Consider the following 18,521-nt stretch of genomic DNA (forward strand, 5'->3'; position numbering starts at 1 on the left):
AACGCGCATGATAGTAGCACCGCAGCCAACCATCTACGCGGCAGTGTTTTTATCGCCCGGTGCGGCATCGTCACCGCGACGATACATACCCTCTTATGAACGCGCTGAGGAGATACCATGAGTAGCCCAAACGCCACACCGCACGATCGTTCCCGCGAAAACGAACCGGCGCCCGATAATCCCCTGGAGGATGCGCTCTGGGCGGCGCTCGCGCGCGTGGAAGACCCCGAGCTGCGCCGTCCTATCACCGAACTTGGCATGGTGGAATATGCCCGGGTTCTCGCCGAAGAAGACGACCCGCAGCGGCGTTATGCCCAGGTGAAAGTTCTGCTGACCATTGAGGGATGCCCGCTCAAAAACACAATCGACACCCAAGTGCGCGAGGCGGCTGCCGCCGTCACCGGCATCGATCGCGTGCAGCTTGAGCTTGGTGCCATGAACTCCGAACAGCGCGGCGCCCTCAAATCCCGGCTCAAGCCCGAACGTACCAATCCCTTTACCGCACCCGGTTCGCTCACCCGCATCTTCGGGGTGGTTTCCGGTAAGGGAGGTGTAGGAAAATCCTCCATGACCGCAAATCTCGCGGCGGCATTTGCCTCGCGAGGTCTTGCCGTCGGCATTATCGACGCGGATGTGCACGGCTTCTCGATCCCGGGACTCATGGGCATTACGGAAGCCCCCACCCGACTGGATGACCTCATTATTCCCCCGACCGTAGACGTTCCTGCCTCGGTACGAGGTAAAGACGATACGGGCGGGCAAGAGTCGGCGACTGGCGCATCCGGCGGTTTTGTGAAAGTTATTTCAATTGGCATGTTTCTCAAGGATAATCAGCCCGTCGCCTGGCGCGGACCGATGCTGCACCGGGCGCTTGAACAGTTCATTCTTGACGTTCACTTTGGCGCGCTCGATGTTCTGCTGCTTGATCTTCCCCCGGGTACCGGCGATATTGCGATCTCAATGGCGCAGTTGCTTCCCAACGCCGAGTTGATTCTGGTCTCCACCCCGCAGCATGCGGCGGTGGATGTCGCCGAACGTGCCGGTACCCTCAGCCTGCAGACACAGCAAAAGGTGGTGGGCGTGATCGAGAATATGGCGGCGATGACTCTACCCGACGGTACTGTGTTAGAGATGTTCGGTTCAGGCGGCGGCGAGCATCTGGCGAAACGTCTGACCGAGGCGCTGGACTATTCGGTGCCGCTGCTCGGTTCGGTTCCGCTTGATGTTGCCCTGCGTACCGGCGGTGATGAGGGTATGCCCGTGGTGTGGGGCCACCCGGAGTCCGCAACTTCTGTAGAAATTAGGAATATTGCTGCGCAGCTCTTGCGCCGCAAGGATTCTCTGGCGGGCAAGCCGCTGTCGCTAATCGTGTAGAGTTTTCCGGATAGCTCGCAGAAGAGCTCACAAGAATATAAGTATGCTGGGTATCGAGATTCGTATTCTCGATGCCCAGCATACTTATGCGCAGCCGAACGCCTCAGGGTTTAGGACAAGAGCATCCCGGGGACCACCCACCCGAACGCTCAGAGGGTAAAAGTATTAGGGTATATTCAAGTCCCCCGGACCGTGACTATGCCACAGCCAACCTACCCATATCAGCTGTAAAACAAGCCCGAAGAACACCAAAAGCCAGCGATACGCCCTTGAGTCTTTTCCATAGTTTATGAGCACGAGTGCAAGTGGGAAAAGAGGCAACAGAATACGGAATGTTGAGGTCTGCGGAAGCCAGAAGACCCCCAGATAAACCATATAGGCAGCACACCAGATCAGCATGACGGGATGCAGCAGAGAGCGGGTGCTACGTGAAAAAATCCAGCAGAAATAGGCGAAGAAGCCTACGGCAACCAGCAGGGCAACAGCCCACATGTTCCACTGCGGCAGGTAGATATTCAGGTTAGTAACCCACTGCACCACATAGTGCTGCCCGTCATCGACAGTACGCCCGCTCCAGCCTATTTCAGTGGCAAGATAAGCGTCTATCCGCCCCGTCGCAATCGCTGCGTGAAGCGCATGCCCCAGCGCGAAGAAACACACGATCAAGGCGCTGATAAGGTGCAAGGATCGTGCCGCAAATGCGCCCATCAGAGCTTGCCCAGTGCTGAGGGCCGAAGGTCCATCAGCCGCGCGGCGAACATGGTATTCAGAGGCCACACAATACAGCCACCATATACCAGCGAGCGCGCCGAGGGGAACGCCGACGGGTCGGGACTGTGTGGCGAGAAACGCCACCGGTATAGCCCAAAGGTACCGGTCATATGCCAAAAGTAGGATAAACAGGGCAATCGCGAAAATGGTCAGAGACTCCGCATACCCGGTTCCAAAAATAACCGCTGGTCCGCAAAAACCATAGGCAGCAACCGACCATAGTGCCAGGGAACGATGCGGTGATTCCTGGCTCGCACGAATCTCGAATACTCCGTGCTCACGCCAGTTGAGGCATCCCACGAAGAGCAGATAGATGACCCACGCGAGGGCAAAGCTCACTACTACGCTGAGCATCACGGTGCTGAGGGCAAAAGGAATACCCGTGGTATCGGCTATGAACCCCGCAATAGTAGGTTGGGCAGGAAGGAAAGCCCACGTATTATGCCCAACAACTCCGTTATCGTATACGGGTAGTTGGACGGGGTATCCGTTCTTGTAAATCCGTTCGTACCATTCGGCGTCCCACCACCCCAAATATTCAAGAAGGGTGGGCACATGGCCGTCGCCCATTTTCTGCTGACCGGCAACCTGCTGCATACCGACAACCCAGAAAACGATAAACCCCCATAGGCGGCTGGGTGCCCAAATACTAAGCACCTGAGCCCAGGCCGGTAACGCAGCAAAACGATGCGCCACCCGGTGCAGAGCAGCAGTCGCGGAAGTACCGAGGGAGTCGAAAAAGAAGAAGCCGCCGGTATGTAAGGTAAAACGAGTGGGATTAAAACGTTCTGCCCTGCGCGGGTTTAGCGGTGAAATGGGGCCCCGTGGTTTTTCCGCCTCACCATACGTGGGGCTATCAAGGCTTTCGCTCATCGGCGTATTCTCCTGGGCGGTGCGGTGTCTCGGAAGTTAGGTGATGTTTTTACTGAAGTTTTATGTTTCTCAAGGCTTTATCTATGTGACTGTCGCTAGAGCTTCGCACATAGTAAATCCCCTGCCGTAGGGCTAGGGGATCTTCCATAGAATCTAAGCCTTGTTTAGGTCGCTTCCGTATCGTAGGGAGCATAGGCACCGCGCGGCAGCCGGTTTAGATTTGATGCGGCGGGCTTGTTCGCTTCGGAGCGTTCTTTAGCTTCACGTGCCCGTTCTGCATCGTCTTCCGCGAAGGCTTCGCGCACAATAACGCGGGGGTCATACTGACGGGGATCATACTGACGCCAGTTGATTTCGTTGAGTGTTGCATCCCCCAGCGTATCTTTAAACTCGTCTCGGGCTTCGAAGGCCATTCGACGAACTGTTTTGATGAGTTCCTTGATTTGGCGCACGTATTCGGGCATGCGTTCGGGGCCGATCACGAAGAACGTGAGAACGGCTAAGACGACGAACTCAGTGCCACTAATACCAAACACAAGATATAGAGTACCAGCATCTTGAGTGCGACGGGAATTGCCACGAGGGCTTTTATGAGGTGTTTCGCACTGAGCCGCACGGTTTTATCGTCTATATGTGATGCGCATCCCGCCGTAATCTCCCGCCGGGATGCGCCTGGGTATACCGTTCGGTTTAGGGCGGGTAGTCCCCGCCGCCCGGTAGTTGCTTCCAATGCCACAGCCAGCCCACCCAGACAAGCTGCAGAAGAGCCCCGGACCCAATCAGCAGCCACCGGTAGGCGCGCGAAGAGGATATCGCCACGATGGGAAGCATGAGTGGAAAGAGGGGCAGAAGCAGCCGGAAAGTTGAAGACTGTGGGTTGAGGAAAATCAGTAGATAGGCGCCATAACATGCGCACCAGAGGATGATGGGACTTGCGAGAACCCGTTTCACGAGCGGGCTTGCCAGAAAGGCTGCATACCCCACAATCAGGAGCGGGAAAAGGAGGATCGTGAAGTACCCGAAGTATGCTATACCCTGAGAAATCCAGGGTGCCACGGGTGCAAGATCGCCCTGGCGCCAGGCGGTTTCGGTGGCGGTGTAGGCGTCAATACGACCGGTTATTTGCCAGGCATAGATTGGCCAAATGAGCGCGCAGAAGCAGATGAAAAGGGCACTGCCAAGCTGCGGCAGGCTGCGTAAGAAAACGCTCTCGAACCTTTCTTGGTCTTCGCCGCGCTGACGGCGTTGCTGCTGTGCCTTAGCCTCTGTAATCAGGCAGGCGAACCACCATAGCCCGGCGGTGGCACCCAAGGGCACCCCAACCGGGCGAGACAAGCATGCCAGGAGCGCGACGGGCATCATGAGCAGATACTGCTTGCGCATCATCAGCAGTAGAACCCAAACGAGGAATACGAGGTTTAAGGATTCGGCATAGGGCACTTGCAGCACCGGGGCAACCGGCAGAAACGCTACCGCCGCAACCGCCCAGAGCGCCAGATTGTGCCGTGAAGTTTTTACATCCTTCGAGTCTTCGGTGCTCGACGCTGCCTCAGATACCTTTTCGCCATGCGATTGGTCTCGGTAACCCACAATATTCAGGCTCGTGGTGAAGAGCAGGTAGATAACCCATGCGGCAGCGAACCCAGCCAAGAGCGCCACTGTAGCCGCTACTGGATAGTAACCGATCCCTGTGATCCGGTTAATACCGCCAGCGATCAGGGGGAATAGCGGGTAAAATGCCCAGGGATTTTGCGCCACCGCTCCGGTGGAATCATAGGGCAGCTTACTCGGGTACCCGGATTGCGCAATCTGCCCATACCAGCTGGAATCCCAGGTGCTAATGAAGGGAAGGTACCCCAGATGCTGACCCCAGGGACCGAGCAGCTGTTGGTTGCCAACCACAGAAAAAATAATGAATCCCCAGACGCGGCTGAAAGCGTAAACGAGCATGACTTGCAGCCAAGCGGGAAGTCTTAGAAAGGCATCGCCCATACGGCGCAAACGCTCCCCCGATGCTATATACAACCATGTGATATCGGCATTGAGGGTAGAAGTTTTTGAGGGGTTTTTATCCTCATCTCGGCTGGATGTGCTGGCAGGCTTAGTCTGTGACACCGGTTTGTTCGCTGAGCTCCAGGGAATAGAGGGCACGGTGGTGTGCTGCTGGGGAGTTTTATCAGAGGGATTGTTCATCGGGAATGTTGGGGTAGAACCGGTGATGAGGTCAAGGTACTTTCGTCGCTTACGGACTCCCGAGGTGCTGTTTTATCCGCGAACACGTCTAGTCCATCCCGAGCGATATAGGCCGCTAACTTCTTGCCGGGGTATAGTCGCTGGCTGGTGAGACCAAAAGTTCCCAGCAGGGTGAGGATCAGAACCACCACCGCCAGAAGCGTGATCAGGATGTTCATGGGATACCTTTTCAGTTCAGGTTCGGTTCACGGATCCTATGAGCCCTCAGATACGCCTGCCCTAGGAAACACGTACGTTTCTTAAGGCGTTCCCAAAGTAGCTGCTGATCGCCGTTGCCTGCATACAATAACGCATCCAGCGGGTGGGCGGCGCATCGCGGCTCATAGATTTACTCTATCTGTTCAGTCTAGCCTACCTGCCCGGCTGGCACAGATATTAAAGCGCGTATTTGCATCGGTGCGGGGTTTATCGGCTAGTCTTCGTCGACTTCGGTATGCAGCCAAAAAAGCAGATCGGTATAGCAGCGGGTAAGCGCGCTGAAGCTCACGTGCTCGTTGTCGGTGTGAGCAAGGAGCGCATCGCCGGGACCAAAATTCACCGCAGGAATACCGATCTCGCTGAGCCGTGCCACGTCTGTCCACCCGTATTTGGGTTTGGGTTCCTGCCCGACAGCCGCGATAAGTGATGCCGCCAGCGGGGTATCTAATCCGGGCCGCGCCGCCGGAGAAAGGTCTACGAAGTCGAGCTCATAGCCGTCGAAAATTTCAGTAACGTGCGCTTTTGCCTCATCCAGGGTCTTATTCGGGGCAAACCTGTAGTTAATGTGCAGGGCGGCAGCATCGGGAATAACGTTCCCGGCGACTCCCCCGGAAACCTGAACGGCGTTGAGCCCTTCACGGTACGCTAGCCCCTCAACCTTGTAAGTTTGCGGCTCGTATTCCTCCAGAACACGCAGCGCCCCAGCAAGTTTGTGGATCGCGTTTTCACCCTTCCAGGCACGCCCGGAGTGCGCCGCGAGCCCGGCGGTGCGCAGGTAGAAACGCATCGTACCATTGCATCCGCCCTCAATAGTGCCGTCGGTGGGTTCCAAGAGCACACCAAAATCAGCGTCAGTCAGAAGTTCACCGTGGTTGCGAATGAGCCGCGCCATGCCGGAAAGTTCGCTGGCGACTTCCTCATGATCGTAGAACACGTAGGTGAGGTTGTAGTCGGTATCGTGCTCGCCCAGTTCTGCCGCCAATTTGAGCTGCACCGCAACGCCGCCCTTCATATCGGTGGCACCGCGCCCGTAGAGAATCCAGTCCCCGTTATCTTCAACAATGCTTGCGGGTACGGTTCCGAGCGATCCCGCAACCTTGGGCAGAGGTACGGTATCCAGGTGACCAGCCAGCAAAATGCGCGTGCGTTCCTCACCGTTGCGGGGGCCAAATTCGGTACGGGCTATCATAGCGTCACCATCACGGGTGAGATGCAGATGCGGATATGCACTGAGGGATTCATAAACGGCGTCTGCAATAGTTTTTTCTTCCCCGGAGACCGAATAAATATCAAGGAGCGTGCGGGTGAGTTCGGGCATCGAAACGTTCAGATCAAGCGAAATGGTCATCAAGGGGTCTTCCGTAGTTGCGCAACAGTCTTCGTGTTCAACCCTAGCATTTCAACCCGTGGGAGGCCGTGCGTTTTCCCTATACGGCGCCCGATAGCACATCTATAATGGTGGGCATGTCTGAAAACCTATCTTCCGAATCACGTTATGCTTCCGGTGTCGCGCTGGTGAATGTCGTGGCCGCCGGGAATGAGGCTGGGACCGTACTCGATGCCTGGTTCCCCGCTCCCGCGCTAACCCAGACCCCCGACCTTTCTCTCGCCGATGAGCTGGATGCGCTCGTCGCCGACCACCCCGAACGTAACGCCCGTACTGAGGTGCGCACTGCCTCCATCAACCTGGATGAGGCCCCCGAGGATGCGGTCGATGCCTACCTGCGCCTGCACTTACTTTCGCATACGCTGGTACGCCCGAACAGCATCAATCTGGACGGACTGTTCGGCAAGCTGGCAAACGTGGCGTGGACGAATCACGGGCCGGTACTCGCCAGCGAGTTTCAGAAACTTGCGCTGGGGCTTCGTAAGCTCGGGCACCTGAGCGTGAGCCATATCGATAAGTTCCCGCGCCTAGTGGATTATGTGGTTCCCGCCGGGGTGCGTGTGGGCGACGGCGACCGCCTGCGTCTGGGTGCGCATCTGAGCCCCGGCACCACAGTCATGCACGAGGGCTTCGTGAATTTCAATGCGGGCACCTTGGGTACGTCGATGGTTGAGGGTCGCATTTCCCAAGGCGTTGTGGTGGGCGACGGTTCCGATGTGGGCGGCGGTGCTTCTACGATGGGCACGCTCTCCGGCGGCGGCACGCAGCGCGTCTCGATTGGTGAACGTTCCCTGCTGGGTGCGGAGTCGGGGATCGGCATCGCGCTCGGCGACGACTGTGTGGTGGAAGCCGGTCTGTACGTGACCGCCGGGTCGCGCGTGAGCGTGCTCATTCCGGGCGAGGAACCGCGCGTGGTCAAAGCCGCCGAGCTTTCTGGGGTCTCAAACCTACTGTTCCGCCGCAATTCGGTCTCGGGTGCAATCGAGGTTCTGCCGCGTGCCAAGAACACCGTGGAACTCAACGATGCGCTGCACCTGAACTAATGCCGCTCCCCTAAATTTTTCACACGAAAAGTCGCCTATTGGTCTCACATGTTCAACCGGTGGGCGGCTTTTCGGCATAAAAAGTATTCCAAAAGTCACGCGGATCAGGGCTAAGTGGTACAGATGGTTTTCAAACGTGAAATACGCGAAGAACCTCCAGGTCAGCATACCGTTAAGACATACACAACACAGCCTCACAGGCCACGGAAAATCCGGCACGCGCATCGTGGGCGGGCTACTATATTAAGCGACGTTATCACGGGGTGAACACTCACCCACACACCATGAGGAAGCACGGGCAAAGCCTCGCGCCTTCCGCGAAAGGACAATGATGAAGGTTCTCGTCACCGGTGGCGCCGGTTACATTGGTTCTCACACCGTTCTTGAACTCCTCAATGCCGGACACGAGGTTGTCGTCATGGATAACCTGTCGAATTCTTCTGAAACTTCGCTACAGCGTGTTGCCGAGCTCGCCGGTCGCGCACCCGAGTTCCATAAGGTTGATCTGCTGGATTTTGAGGGCATGAAGAAACTCTTCCTCGAGATCCGCCCGGATGCAGTTATCCACTTCGCAGGATTGAAGGCCGTGGGTGAATCCGCCGAGAAGCCGCTATGGTACTACCAGACAAATGTCGCCGGTACCCTGAACTTGCTCTACGCCATGGATGCCGCAGACTGCCGTTCTATCGTGTTCTCATCGTCCGCAACCGTGTACGGCGAGCCCGAATCCATGCCGCTCATTGAGAAGCTGAATATGGATGCACAGTCATGCTACGGCCGCACCAAGGAGCATATTGAAGACATGCTCGTAGACTTGGCAGCTTCCGATGACCGTTGGAATATCGCTCTGCTGCGCTACTTCAACCCCGTGGGTGCGCATGAATCCGGGCGTATCGGTGAGGATCCCTCGGGTATTCCCAACAACTTGGTGCCATTTATCGCTCAGGTTGCAGTCGGCCGCCGCGAGCATCTGAACGTGTTCGGCAACGACTACCCCACCGTCGATGGCACCGGTGTGCGCGATTACATTCACGTCGTCGATCTTGCCGATGGTCACCTTAAGGCGCTGGATTACATTAGCGAGCACGGTGGTCTGCACACCTGGAACCTGGGTACCGGGAACGGCTACTCGGTGCTTGAGGTGCTGCATGCCTTCGAGAAAGCCTGCGGTAAAGAGTTGCCCTATAAGATCGTGGCACGCCGCCCCGGCGATGTTGCCGTTTCCTATGCCGATCCTTCCTCGGCGCTTGCTGATCTGGGGTGGAGCGCATCCCGAGATATTGACACTATGGTGCGCGATCACTGGAACTGGCAGAAAAATAACCCGAATGGGTACGACGCCTAGCCAACTGCCTCACTGAGAGGTTCCTAAGCCGGGTGCCTTATGCATAAGTTTGCATAAGGCACCCGGCTTTTATATTTTTAACTCTACGTAAGTACACCTGAAGTACAATAAAAACAACATACGGTATTGCGTGAGTTTCATATATTTACATGGTATTTATTGCTTTTATATGGCTTCTATTTCGAGTCACCAAAACTATAACTATGCACAGAAGATAAATTTTTCAATAATTTTTACAGAAAACCCGGCAGCTGTTACATACCCGTTACAAACCTGACGTAAGCTAGAATCTCATTCGTTTTATGAAACCCACGTCATAGATGCATCTCACATGAAAGGGTTATCACCGTGACACAGGCATCTGCACCCGCAGAAAAACCACTCGTAGAGCTCAACGAGGTCAATAAATATTACGGCACCAACCACGTGCTCAAGAACATCAATTTAGCGGTCAATAAAGGCGAAGTTATTATCCTTCTCGGCCCTTCCGGTTCCGGCAAATCAACCCTCTGCCGAACCATCAACCGCCTCGAAACTACTTCCTCAGGCTCTATACATATCGATGGAAAAGAACTGCCCAAAGAAGGTCGCGAGCTCGCCAAGCTGCGCGCAGAAGTAGGTATGGTATTCCAGTCCTTCAACCTCTTTGCGCACAAAACCATCCTTGATAACGTGACGCTAGGCCCACGCCGCATCCGCAAACTCTCCAAAGAGCAGGCCGAAGCCGAAGCTATGGAACTTCTCGCCAAGGTCGGGGTAGATTCCCAGGCAGAAAAAATGCCTGCCCAGCTTTCCGGCGGTCAGCAGCAGCGCGTCGCCATCGCCCGCGCCCTCGCGATGAAACCCAAGGTCATGCTTTTTGACGAGCCCACCAGTGCACTTGACCCCGAGATGGTGAACGAAGTGCTCGATACCATGGTCTCCCTCGCCCGCGACGGCATGACCATGATCGTCGTAACCCACGAGATGGGATTCGCCCGTAAGGCCGCCGACCGCATCGTCTTCTTGGCGGACGGCGAGATTGTTGAAGAAGCCACTCCGGATGAATTCTTCACCAAACCCAAGAGCGAGCGCGCCCGCGACTTCCTCTCCAAGATCATCGACCACTAGGGGGTGTGCCATGAAAAAATCATTCTTTAACCGCGCCGCCACCAAGTTTTTCGCCGCGAGTACAGCAGCTGCGCTTGCCCTCGGTTTCACGTTGACCGGGTGCTCCAGCGCCTCGGACTCTAAACCTAAGATTCGCATCGGCATTAAGTACGATCAGCCTGGCTTGGGCTACCAGGACGGGCAGGATTACACCGGTTTTGACGTAGATGTGGCACGCTACATTGCTGGTAAGCTCGGCTATTCGGAGGACCAGATCGAGTTCGTAGAGTCCCCCAGTGCTAACCGTGAGAATATGCTTTCCAACGGTCAGGTCGATATGATTCTGGCGACCTATTCCATTAGCGACAGCCGTAAGAAGAGTGTTGATTTTGCTGGTCCGTACTACGTTGCCGGGCAGGATTTGCTCGTGCGCGCCGATGAAACGAGCATTACCGGGCCCGATAGCCTGAACGGAAAGAACCTATGCTCGGTGACCGGTTCGACCAGCGCCAAAAAGATTCAGGATACCTACGCCAAAAACGTGAACCTGGTGAAGCAGAATAGCTACTCGGACTGCGTGGTCGCACTTAACGGCGGCGTGGTAGATGCGGTTACGACCGACGATATTATTCTTGCGGGTCTTGCCGCGACCAAGGCGAATAAGGGCAAACTCAAGCTGGTTGGCAAAACATTCACCACTGAGAAGTACGGTGTTGGTCTGCCTAAGGGTACCGATAAGTGTGAAGCCATCAATAAGGCTATTAACGAGATGGTAGAAGACGGCACCTGGGAGAACCTGGTGAAGAAGCACACGGACGGCACCGGCTACAGCTACAACACCGAAAAGAATCCGCCAAAGCCTTCGGCGTCCTGCGCTTAGGCACGGAAGAGAGGAAAACGATGTCATTCTTTGACCAACTCGGCGCTCTCTTCGCCAAATACGATGTGTTGGGCGCGTTCTGGGTGAATATTCAGCTAACGTTCTGGGCCGCGATCGGGTCTTTCGTACTCGGTGCGATCCTAGCGCTGATGCGTATCAGCCCGGTCCCCTCGCTGCGCTGGGCGGGTACGATCTATGTGCACTTATTCCGCAATACCCCGCTGACGATTCTGATGACTCTAGCGTTGCTGGGCGTGTGGACACAGTTTCAGCTGTCGTTCTCGACCGATTTTGAGACAAACTTCTTCGTGTACGCCGTGATCGTGCTGTCGATCTATCACGCATCTTTTGTGTGTGAGGCAATCCGTTCGGGTGTGAACACGGTTCCCACCGGTCAGGCGGAGGCGGCTCGTGCCATCGGCCTCGGCTTTATGGATACTGCGCGCATGATTATTTTTCCGCAGGCGTTGCGCGGCTCCATCACTCCGCTGGGCAATACGCTCATTGCATTGGCGAAGAACACGACGGTCGCATCGGTAGCATCCGTTGCCGAAGCCTCAGGCATGATGAAGTCCATGATTGAGTTCGATGCGAACATGGTGCTGGCGATCTTCCTGATCTTCGCGCTGGGATTCGTGGCGATTGTGGTGCCTCTAGGTATCTTGACCACCTGGTCCTCACGTAAATTGGCGGTGAAGCGATGAAATTCTTTAATTCTGATGTAACCACAAGCACCACTGTCCTCTTCGATGCTCCCGGCCCCCGTGCGAAGGCTCGCACCCGTGTCTTCAATATCGCGGCGATTCTGGTTTTTATCGCGTTCGCTGTCTATGTGCTGAGCGTGATGGGCGCTAAGGGCCAGCTTGAGGCAGAAAAATGGACCGATCTCTTCACCGCAAAAGCTTGGGGTTCCTACTACCTGCCCGGTCTGGTTTCAACCCTGCAGGCGGCGGGTATTTCGGTAATTACCTCTATCGCTTTCGGTGTTATCTTCGGCATGGCACGCCTGGCGCAGAACCGCGTGCTTCGTTGGTTCGGCACCATTGTGGTTGAGTTCTTCCGTGCCGTTCCGGTGCTGATGATGATGATTTTCTTCTGGCTGTTCCTCAGCCGGTTCAGCTGGATTAACCCCTCACAGCTGCCGTTCCTTGCGGTCGTGATCGGTTTGACCTTCTATAACGGATCCGTGATTGCAGAGCTGCTGCGTTCGGGTGTCAAACAGCTGCCGCGCGGTCAGGGTGAGGCGGGTCTAGCAATCGGCCTGACCCCCGGTCAGACCCTCCGCACGATTCTTATGCCGCAGGCTTTCAACGCCATGATGCCTTCGATGCTCAGCCAGTTCGTGGTGATTCTCAAGGACACCGCGCTCGGGTACATTATTTCCTACCCCGAGCTGCTGGCATCCGCACGACGCATCGGCTCGGGTGACGGCAACGTGCTGCAGACCCTTCTGTTGGCGGCGGCGCTCTTCGTCATCGTGAACTTCGCGCTCACGGCGCTGGCAACCTGGCTGTCCTCGTTCCTCGCCTCACGTACTTCCTCGAAGGTTCGCAAGGTGGATCTGGTTCCCGGCGAGGTCGATAACCCGAATCCGCCCACCCTCCAGATGTTCTTGCTCCCCGGCAAACGCAAATAATCGGAGGCGCGCATCCGGTATAAAAGATGCCCGGAACTTCCTGCACTGGGGGTTCCGGGTATCTTTGTTTCTCAGGCGGTATTTATTCTCTTACGGCATTTCCTATCCCAGCGCTCGCCGTAAGACGCTCGGATGCCTTCGCAATATCCTCATCGGATGCGGTCAGCGCGATACGCACATACCCGGCGCCGTCTTCACCGTAGAAGACCCCCGGTCCCGCAACGATTCCCAGCTTGGCCAAACGTTCGATAGATGCCCACGTATCCTCACCGAAAGTGGTCCACAGGTACAGCCCAGCCTCAGAGTTTTCGACGCGCCCGCCTGCGGCGGTAATAGCTGCGAGAAGCTCTTCCCGGCGCGCGCGGTACTTATTTTTCTGCGCCGCCACATGGGCTTCATCTCCCAAGGCAGCAATCAGCGCACGCTGCACGGGTGCGGGAACAATCATCCCGGCGTGCTTGCGGGAGTTGATAAGGTTAGGCATAAGCTGCGCATCACCCGCAATAAACGCGGCACGGTACCCCGCCAGGTTCGACTGTTTTGAGAGCGAATATGCGGCGAAAAGCCCGGTAAAGTCGCCGTCGCATACGCGGGGATCAAGAATAGAGGGCACCCGCTGACCGCCGCGAGCTTCATCCCACGCGCCCCAGCCGAGTTCCGCATAGCATTCGTCGCTGGCTACCACGGCACCGATATCGCGTGCCTGCCGCACAATCTCGCGAAGCTCAGCAACATCACGCACCACGCCGTTCGGGTTGGCGGGCGAGTTCACCCACACCAACCGCACACGCCTGCGCACATCTTCGGGCAGCTCATCAAGCGAATCTGCGGGCACGGACTGCGCGCCAGCGAAGCGCGCCCCTATATCGTAGGTTGGGTACGCCACGCGTGGGTAAACCACCACATCGCGCTCTTGAGTGCCGGGGTCAGTTCCTAGTCCCAGTAGAAACGGAAGCCACGCCACAAGTTCTTTGGAACCAACCGTAGGCATCACCTGGTCGGTGCTTAGCCCGGTGACCCCGCGGCAGCGTGCAAACCAGTCCACGATCGCTTGGCGCAGTTCAACAGTTCCGTGCGTGGTCGGGTATCCGGGGGCGTCGGATGCGGCGGTGAGCGCATCCTGAATCAGCTGCGGGGTGTCATCGACCGGGGTGCCGATGGAGAGGTCTATAGTCCCACCCGGATGTTCGGCAGCAAGTTTGCGGTAGGGAATAAGGGTTTCCCAGGGGTATTCGGGTAGATCTAGACCGTAGGCACGCATGGTTCTCCTTGTGCGGCGTTGTAAACCGGCAGATACCGGCTGTTCTTTCGTGCGTAGTCATTGTATCGCGCGTTTGAGTGCTGAGGGTACGGCAAAGCCCCCGTTCCCAGCGTGCGAGATTCGGGGGCTTTAGCCTGTCTTAAGTTTTCAACGTAAGGGTGCGCCGAATGCGCCAGCTACTCCCCCTGCGGCGGAAGGGCGGCGATGAAGGGGACGTCTTTACCGGTTGGTCCCATCTTTGCGGCGCCGCCGGGTGAGCCGAGGTCGTCGAAGAATTCGGCGTTGGCGGTAATGTATTCGGACCATTCTTCGGGTACGTCATCTTCATAGTAGATAGCCTCGACGGGGCAAACGGGTTCGCAGGCTCCGCAGTCCACGCATTCATCGGGGTGGATATACAGTGTGCGGTCACCCTCGTAGATGCAGTCAACGGGGCATTCCTCAACGCAGGCGCGATCTTTCACGTCTACGCAGGGCAGTGCAATTACGTAAGTCATGGGTGCCTTTCTAAACCTAGCAGCGTGTGCCTGCCCTGTAATCCTGCAGGGTCGTCGTCCGGCGCACGTTATCACGAGGGTTATGACCTCGTGGAAGTCTGTGTATAAGTCTAGCTTGCACAGGGCATTTAAGCAGATTTTCGTGTCGTAGCAGACAGCCATAATACGACCCTTAGCCGGTATTTTTTAGGCTAGGCTTTCCTGCGAGCAAATATTATTTACCCTAGTCAAAGCCAAGAAATTAAAATAAATACTCTTGAAAGTTATATTCATCACAACATTTTTCGTGACGCCTCTATGTCATTCTTTAGCTTCATCACAGCTTATGGTGCAGTGCGCGAAGAATTATTAAGCGTTTGAGCTCGGCGCGCTTTCTCTTCGGCCCTGCGATGGCGCAAATGGACCTGCCGCGGGGTGTTATAGAAGGCGTTTCCTTCTTTGGTACGGGTAAAGACGAAAAAGGCAAGCAGAGAGATAACGGGCGTACCCAAAAGCCATAGTGTGCCGTATAAACCAATCGGCGGGTAGTCCGGGTTTACCAGTACGAAGGGCGAATCCGGGCGCATAAAGGCAAGCGCATATATCACCAGGAATGCGAAGGCACCGGTGATAACCGTTGCCCCGCCGCGACATAGCGCGAGGGAAGCCCACAGCGATGCAAAAAATACGGTGGCGAAGCCGAACACGAGCCCGACAGGAAGCGGAGTTTCGCCCGTATACATGACCCAGGCGTGGTAGATTGAGCCCGCAATACCTGCGAGGGTTCCCAGAAGAATGCACGTTATCAGAAGCGATACGATGCCTGCCTGCGTGGGGGTTTCGGGAATTTTGCGCTGTGCGTTACCGTCGAGCAGGCGGTAGGTTTCAACCGCCGAAATTTTCTGCTCTACCTTGTTTGAGAATTCAAAGGTGGTGTCCCCGGTTACCACGATCTGCGTTCCGTGGGCTTTCATCGCTTCACGTTTGGCCTCGACTGAGCCGGTGATAGCGCATTGTTGGCGCGCATCCTGCTCTGAGAATTCTCCTTCAATGCCCCAGGTCAGTATGGGGCGGTCGTTACTATCGCCCAAGATTTTGAGTGCTTCAAGCACAGCCTGGTGAGTGCGCACATGGTCGGGGTGCCCGTAGCCACCGTCGAGGTCATAGGTGATCAGAACATCGGGCTTAATATCGCGAATGGCATTAGCAATAGCCTCGGCCTGCGGGGCGATCGGCTGGGCGGTCAAGGAATCTTCACTCGCCTTCGGGTTCGCCACCGGTTTACCGTCTTTGCCCCACGCCATGCCGGAATCACGGTAGATGTTGAGCGCGCCCGGCGCCGTGGCGGGTTCCTCTCCCAGGAAGAAACGCTTGCGCACACCCAGCTTTGCCGTCGCGTTGTTGAGCTCAACGGTTCGGTACTCCCCCAGTGCCTCGCCGTTGTCGCTGTTGCCGGGTTTGCCCACTTCAAGATGCTGCAGCTTCGGCGGAATGACTTCTCCCATTTCGCCTCGGGTGAGGGTCAGCAAATGCACCTTGGCACCCTTCTTGGCGTAGTACGCCATCGTTGCGCCTGTTGCCGTGGTCTCGTCGTCTGGATGCGCGTGTACGAACAACATCACTGCCTCGGAGGGCGTGTAGCCGCTCGGCAGTAGGTCGCGTTTCGCGTTTTTCATCAGGTGTTCCCCCTGGGCGGGGTACTGCGGCGCGGAAGTTTCAGGCATAGTGTCAGGTGACCTTCTGTCAAAGAACAGTTCTTCTATATCTTAAACCACAACCGGGAGCGGTACGGTTATCGTGGCTTGTCATGACGACAAACGCCCGTACTGCTCCCGGCGGTTAGCTATGCTTGTGTGCCCTAGTTGGCGCGGGCACGGCGGCGGAATTCACGCACGCGCTCGTTCGCATCCAGAATAACCTTGCGGATGCGAATAGCTTCGGGGGTGACCTCCACGCATTCGTCTTCGCGGGCGAATTCGAGGCATTCTTCCAGCGTGAGTTTCTTGGGCGGGGTCAGGTTTTCGAAGCTGTCTGCGGTGGAGGAACGCATATTGGTCAGCTTCTTTTCCTTGGTGATATTCACTTCCATATCGTCCGCACGGGAGTTCATGCCCACGACCATACCCTCGTATACTTCGGAGGTCGGTTCCACGAAGAAGGTGCCGCGTTCCTGCAGGTTAATCATGGCGTAAGGGGTAACCACACCGGCACGGTCGGCGATCATCGAACCGTTGGTGCGGTACTCAATATCGCCAGCCCAGGGTTCGGGGTCTATCGAGTACGACGACGAGATACCGGCGCCGCGGGTTTCGGTGAGGAACTGAGTGCGGAAGCCGATCAGGCCGCGCGCGGGTACCGCGAATTCCATGCGCACCCAGCCGGTGCCATGGTTCGACATGTTCTCCATGCGCCCCTTACGTGCCGCCATCAGCTGGGTTACGGCACCCAGGTGCTCTTCGGGCACATCAATAATCATGTGTTCCATCGGCTCGTACAGTTTGCCGTCGATGGTTTTGGTGACTACCTGCGGTTTACCCACGGTCAGTTCGAAGCCCTCGCGGCGCATCTGCTCCACCAAAATAGCGAGGGCGAGTTCGCCGCGGCCCTGAACTTCCCAAGCATCCGGGCGCTGGGTGGGCAGAACCTTGATGGAGACGTTACCGATAAGCTCGCGGTCAAGACGGTCCTTGACCTGGCGTGCGGTCACCTTCGCGCCCTTGACCCGGCCCGCCATCGGAGAGGTGTTAATACCGATGGTCATGGAGATCGCCGGGTCGTCCACCTTAATAAGCGGCAGAGGCTTGGGGTTTTCGGCATCGGTCAGGGTTTCACCAATGGTAATGTCTTCGATACCGGCGACCGCCACGATTTCGCCGGGGCCTGCTTCTTCGGCGGGAACACGTTCGAGCGCCTTGGTTGCCAACAGCTCGGAGATACGCACGTTCTTAATATCGCCATCTTGACGTGCCCAAGCGACGGTCTGCCCTTTCTTGAGGGTGCCGTTGAAGATACGCACGAGCGCCAGACGGCCCAGGAACGGCGAAGAGTCAAGGTTGGTCACATGCGCCTGCAGCACCTCATCAGGGTTGTAGGTGGGGGCGGGCACATGCTCGATAATGGTCTTAAACAGCGGTTCCAAATCGTCATTATCGGGCAGGGCGCCGTCGGCGGGTTGGTTCAGCGATGCGGCACCGGCTTTGCCGGAAGCATAGACGACCGGCACATCGAGCACGCTGTCGAGGTCAAGGTCGGGCACCTCCTCGGACAGGTCCGATGCCAAGCCGAGCAGCAAATCCATGGTTTCGCTGACGACCTCGTCGATGCGCGCATCCGAGCGGTCCACCTTGTTCACCACCAAAATGACGGGCAGCTTCGCGGCGAGTGCCTTGCGCAGCACGAAGCGGGTCTGCGGCAGCGGACCTTCGGAGGCGTCCACGAGCAGCACCACGCCATCGACCATAGACAAGCCGCGTTCGACTTCGCCGCCGAAGTCGGCGTGTCCGGGGGTATCAATCACGTTAATGGTGATGGTTTCACCGTTCGCGGAGGGTCCATCGTAGAACACGGTGGTGTTCTTCGCGAGGATGGTAATGCCTTTTTCCTTTTCAAGGTCGCCGGAGTCCATCACGCGGTCTTCGACGTCTGCGTGCGCCGAGAACGCGTGGGTCTGCTTGAGCATCGCATCCACGATGGTGGTTTTGCCGTGGTCAACGTGTGCCACGATCGCCACGTTGCGCAAATCAGGGCGCGAAGCGGTGTTTTCAGACATGCGTAATTTTTCTCGCTTAAATCTAGGGAATACTAGGGGCACGCCGCGTTAGGTGCGTGAGCTTAGATACGCGACGCGGATATCAGTGCTGCATGCCCGAGCGTTCTCATGCGGGCGCGCCAAAACGCGCCTCTGTCTCGGGCTTACCTATCTAGTGTACCACTTG

The 18,521-nt window shown here is 56.7% G+C and carries 16 protein-coding genes; 7 read left to right on the forward strand and 9 right to left on the reverse strand.

Annotated elements, in window-relative coordinates; genetic code table 11:
• The first annotated feature begins 117 nt into the window (after positions 1–117).
• Positions 118–1,374, forward strand: a complete 1,257-nt coding sequence (locus HMPREF0733_RS00610) for a P-loop NTPase (protein WP_013397479.1) — start codon at positions 118–120, stop codon at positions 1,372–1,374.
• A gap of 165 nt (positions 1,375–1,539) precedes the next feature.
• Here the strand turns inward: HMPREF0733_RS00610 and HMPREF0733_RS00615 are convergent, their stop codons facing one another.
• The 5 genes from HMPREF0733_RS00615 to dapE all read right to left on the reverse strand — a co-directional run bounded on the left by HMPREF0733_RS00615 (position 1,540) and on the right by dapE (position 6,817).
• Entirely contained in the window at positions 1,540–3,018 is a 1,479-nt protein-coding gene (locus HMPREF0733_RS00615) for a hypothetical protein (RefSeq protein WP_013397480.1), read from the reverse strand.
• A gap of 164 nt (positions 3,019–3,182) precedes the next feature.
• Positions 3,183–3,554 (reverse strand): twin-arginine translocase TatA/TatE family subunit, encoded by a 372-nt coding sequence (locus tag HMPREF0733_RS00620; protein ID WP_013397481.1) that lies wholly within the window; start codon positions 3,552–3,554, stop codon positions 3,183–3,185.
• 154 nt (positions 3,555–3,708) lie between these two features.
• Positions 3,709–5,211 carry a hypothetical protein gene (locus HMPREF0733_RS00625; protein ID WP_013397483.1) on the reverse strand — a complete coding sequence of 501 codons (1,503 nt, stop codon included), beginning with the start codon at positions 5,209–5,211 and terminating at the stop codon, positions 3,709–3,711.
• Complete coding sequence (locus HMPREF0733_RS00630) at positions 5,208–5,429, reverse strand: hypothetical protein (RefSeq protein WP_013397484.1); 222 nt, start codon at positions 5,427–5,429, stop codon at positions 5,208–5,210. Before HMPREF0733_RS00630 ends, HMPREF0733_RS00625 begins: the two co-directional genes overlap by 4 nt.
• A gap of 254 nt (positions 5,430–5,683) precedes the next feature.
• The gene (dapE, locus tag HMPREF0733_RS00635; RefSeq protein WP_013397485.1) at positions 5,684–6,817 is read right to left on the reverse strand and encodes a succinyl-diaminopimelate desuccinylase; all 1,134 of its coding nucleotides are present in this window, start codon (positions 6,815–6,817) and stop codon (positions 5,684–5,686) included.
• A gap of 107 nt (positions 6,818–6,924) precedes the next feature.
• On the opposite strand from dapE, the gene dapD reads away from it, so the two are divergent.
• The 6 genes from dapD to HMPREF0733_RS00665 all read left to right on the forward strand — a co-directional run bounded on the left by dapD (position 6,925) and on the right by HMPREF0733_RS00665 (position 12,849).
• Positions 6,925–7,899 carry a 2,3,4,5-tetrahydropyridine-2,6-dicarboxylate N-succinyltransferase gene (dapD, locus tag HMPREF0733_RS00640; protein WP_013397486.1) on the forward strand — a complete coding sequence of 325 codons (975 nt, stop codon included), beginning with the start codon at positions 6,925–6,927 and terminating at the stop codon, positions 7,897–7,899.
• A 331-nt stretch (positions 7,900–8,230) separates the two neighbouring features.
• On the forward strand, positions 8,231–9,244 hold the full coding sequence (gene galE / locus HMPREF0733_RS00645) for a UDP-glucose 4-epimerase GalE (RefSeq protein WP_037231082.1): 1,014 nt from the start codon (positions 8,231–8,233) through the stop codon (positions 9,242–9,244).
• A 348-nt stretch (positions 9,245–9,592) separates the two neighbouring features.
• Positions 9,593–10,354 carry an amino acid ABC transporter ATP-binding protein gene (locus tag HMPREF0733_RS00650; RefSeq protein WP_004005123.1) on the forward strand — a complete coding sequence of 254 codons (762 nt, stop codon included), beginning with the start codon at positions 9,593–9,595 and terminating at the stop codon, positions 10,352–10,354.
• Positions 10,355–10,364: 10 nt separating this feature from the next.
• The gene (locus HMPREF0733_RS00655; protein WP_004005124.1) at positions 10,365–11,213 is read left to right on the forward strand and encodes a glutamate ABC transporter substrate-binding protein; all 849 of its coding nucleotides are present in this window, start codon (positions 10,365–10,367) and stop codon (positions 11,211–11,213) included.
• A 20-nt stretch (positions 11,214–11,233) separates the two neighbouring features.
• Positions 11,234–11,917: an amino acid ABC transporter permease gene (locus HMPREF0733_RS00660; RefSeq protein WP_004005126.1), complete on the forward strand. Its 684-nt coding sequence runs from the start codon at positions 11,234–11,236 to the stop codon at positions 11,915–11,917.
• Positions 11,914–12,849 (forward strand): amino acid ABC transporter permease, encoded by a 936-nt coding sequence (locus tag HMPREF0733_RS00665; protein ID WP_013397487.1) that lies wholly within the window; start codon positions 11,914–11,916, stop codon positions 12,847–12,849. Before HMPREF0733_RS00660 ends, HMPREF0733_RS00665 begins: the two co-directional genes overlap by 4 nt.
• Before the next feature lie 82 nt (positions 12,850–12,931).
• Here HMPREF0733_RS00665 and dapC read toward each other — a convergent pair whose 3' ends face one another.
• The 4 genes from dapC to typA all read right to left on the reverse strand — a co-directional run bounded on the left by dapC (position 12,932) and on the right by typA (position 18,355).
• Complete coding sequence (gene dapC, locus HMPREF0733_RS00670) at positions 12,932–14,110, reverse strand: succinyldiaminopimelate transaminase (protein WP_013397488.1); 1,179 nt, start codon at positions 14,108–14,110, stop codon at positions 12,932–12,934.
• Positions 14,111–14,286: 176 nt separating this feature from the next.
• Positions 14,287–14,607: a ferredoxin gene (gene fdxA / locus HMPREF0733_RS00675; RefSeq protein WP_004005129.1), complete on the reverse strand. Its 321-nt coding sequence runs from the start codon at positions 14,605–14,607 to the stop codon at positions 14,287–14,289.
• Positions 14,608–14,930: 323 nt separating this feature from the next.
• On the reverse strand, positions 14,931–16,310 hold the full coding sequence (locus HMPREF0733_RS00680) for a PIG-L family deacetylase (protein WP_013397490.1): 1,380 nt from the start codon (positions 16,308–16,310) through the stop codon (positions 14,931–14,933).
• A gap of 134 nt (positions 16,311–16,444) precedes the next feature.
• Positions 16,445–18,355, reverse strand: a complete 1,911-nt coding sequence (gene typA / locus HMPREF0733_RS00685; protein WP_013397491.1) for a translational GTPase TypA — start codon at positions 18,353–18,355, stop codon at positions 16,445–16,447.
• Between the last annotated feature and the right edge of the window lie 166 nt (positions 18,356–18,521).

Source organism: Rothia dentocariosa ATCC 17931 (assembly GCF_000164695.2).
GTDB lineage: Bacteria > Actinomycetota > Actinomycetes > Actinomycetales > Micrococcaceae > Rothia > Rothia dentocariosa.

What these genes read in the sequence shown, in the direction of transcription:
- HMPREF0733_RS00610 (WP_013397479.1), top strand. Translation starts at nt 118, where the DNA reads ATGAGTAGCCCAAACGCCACACCGCACGATCGTTCCCGCGAAAACGAA.
- HMPREF0733_RS00615 (WP_013397480.1), bottom strand. Translation starts at nt 3,018, where the DNA reads ATGAGCGAAAGCCTTGATAGCCCCACGTATGGTGAGGCGGAAAAACCA.
- HMPREF0733_RS00625 (WP_013397483.1), bottom strand. Translation starts at nt 5,211, where the DNA reads ATGAACAATCCCTCTGATAAAACTCCCCAGCAGCACACCACCGTGCCC.
- HMPREF0733_RS00630 (WP_013397484.1), bottom strand. Translation starts at nt 5,429, where the DNA reads ATGAACATCCTGATCACGCTTCTGGCGGTGGTGGTTCTGATCCTCACC.
- dapE (WP_013397485.1), bottom strand. Translation starts at nt 6,817, where the DNA reads ATGACCATTTCGCTTGATCTGAACGTTTCGATGCCCGAACTCACCCGC.
- dapD (WP_013397486.1), top strand. Translation starts at nt 6,925, where the DNA reads ATGGTGGGCATGTCTGAAAACCTATCTTCCGAATCACGTTATGCTTCC.
- galE (WP_037231082.1), top strand. Translation starts at nt 8,231, where the DNA reads ATGAAGGTTCTCGTCACCGGTGGCGCCGGTTACATTGGTTCTCACACC.
- HMPREF0733_RS00655 (WP_004005124.1), top strand. Translation starts at nt 10,365, where the DNA reads ATGAAAAAATCATTCTTTAACCGCGCCGCCACCAAGTTTTTCGCCGCG.
- HMPREF0733_RS00660 (WP_004005126.1), top strand. Translation starts at nt 11,234, where the DNA reads ATGTCATTCTTTGACCAACTCGGCGCTCTCTTCGCCAAATACGATGTG.
- HMPREF0733_RS00665 (WP_013397487.1), top strand. Translation starts at nt 11,914, where the DNA reads ATGAAATTCTTTAATTCTGATGTAACCACAAGCACCACTGTCCTCTTC.
- dapC (WP_013397488.1), bottom strand. Translation starts at nt 14,110, where the DNA reads ATGCGTGCCTACGGTCTAGATCTACCCGAATACCCCTGGGAAACCCTT.
- fdxA (WP_004005129.1), bottom strand. Translation starts at nt 14,607, where the DNA reads ATGACTTACGTAATTGCACTGCCCTGCGTAGACGTGAAAGATCGCGCC.
- HMPREF0733_RS00680 (WP_013397490.1), bottom strand. Translation starts at nt 16,310, where the DNA reads ATGCCTGAAACTTCCGCGCCGCAGTACCCCGCCCAGGGGGAACACCTG.
- typA (WP_013397491.1), bottom strand. Translation starts at nt 18,355, where the DNA reads ATGTCTGAAAACACCGCTTCGCGCCCTGATTTGCGCAACGTGGCGATC.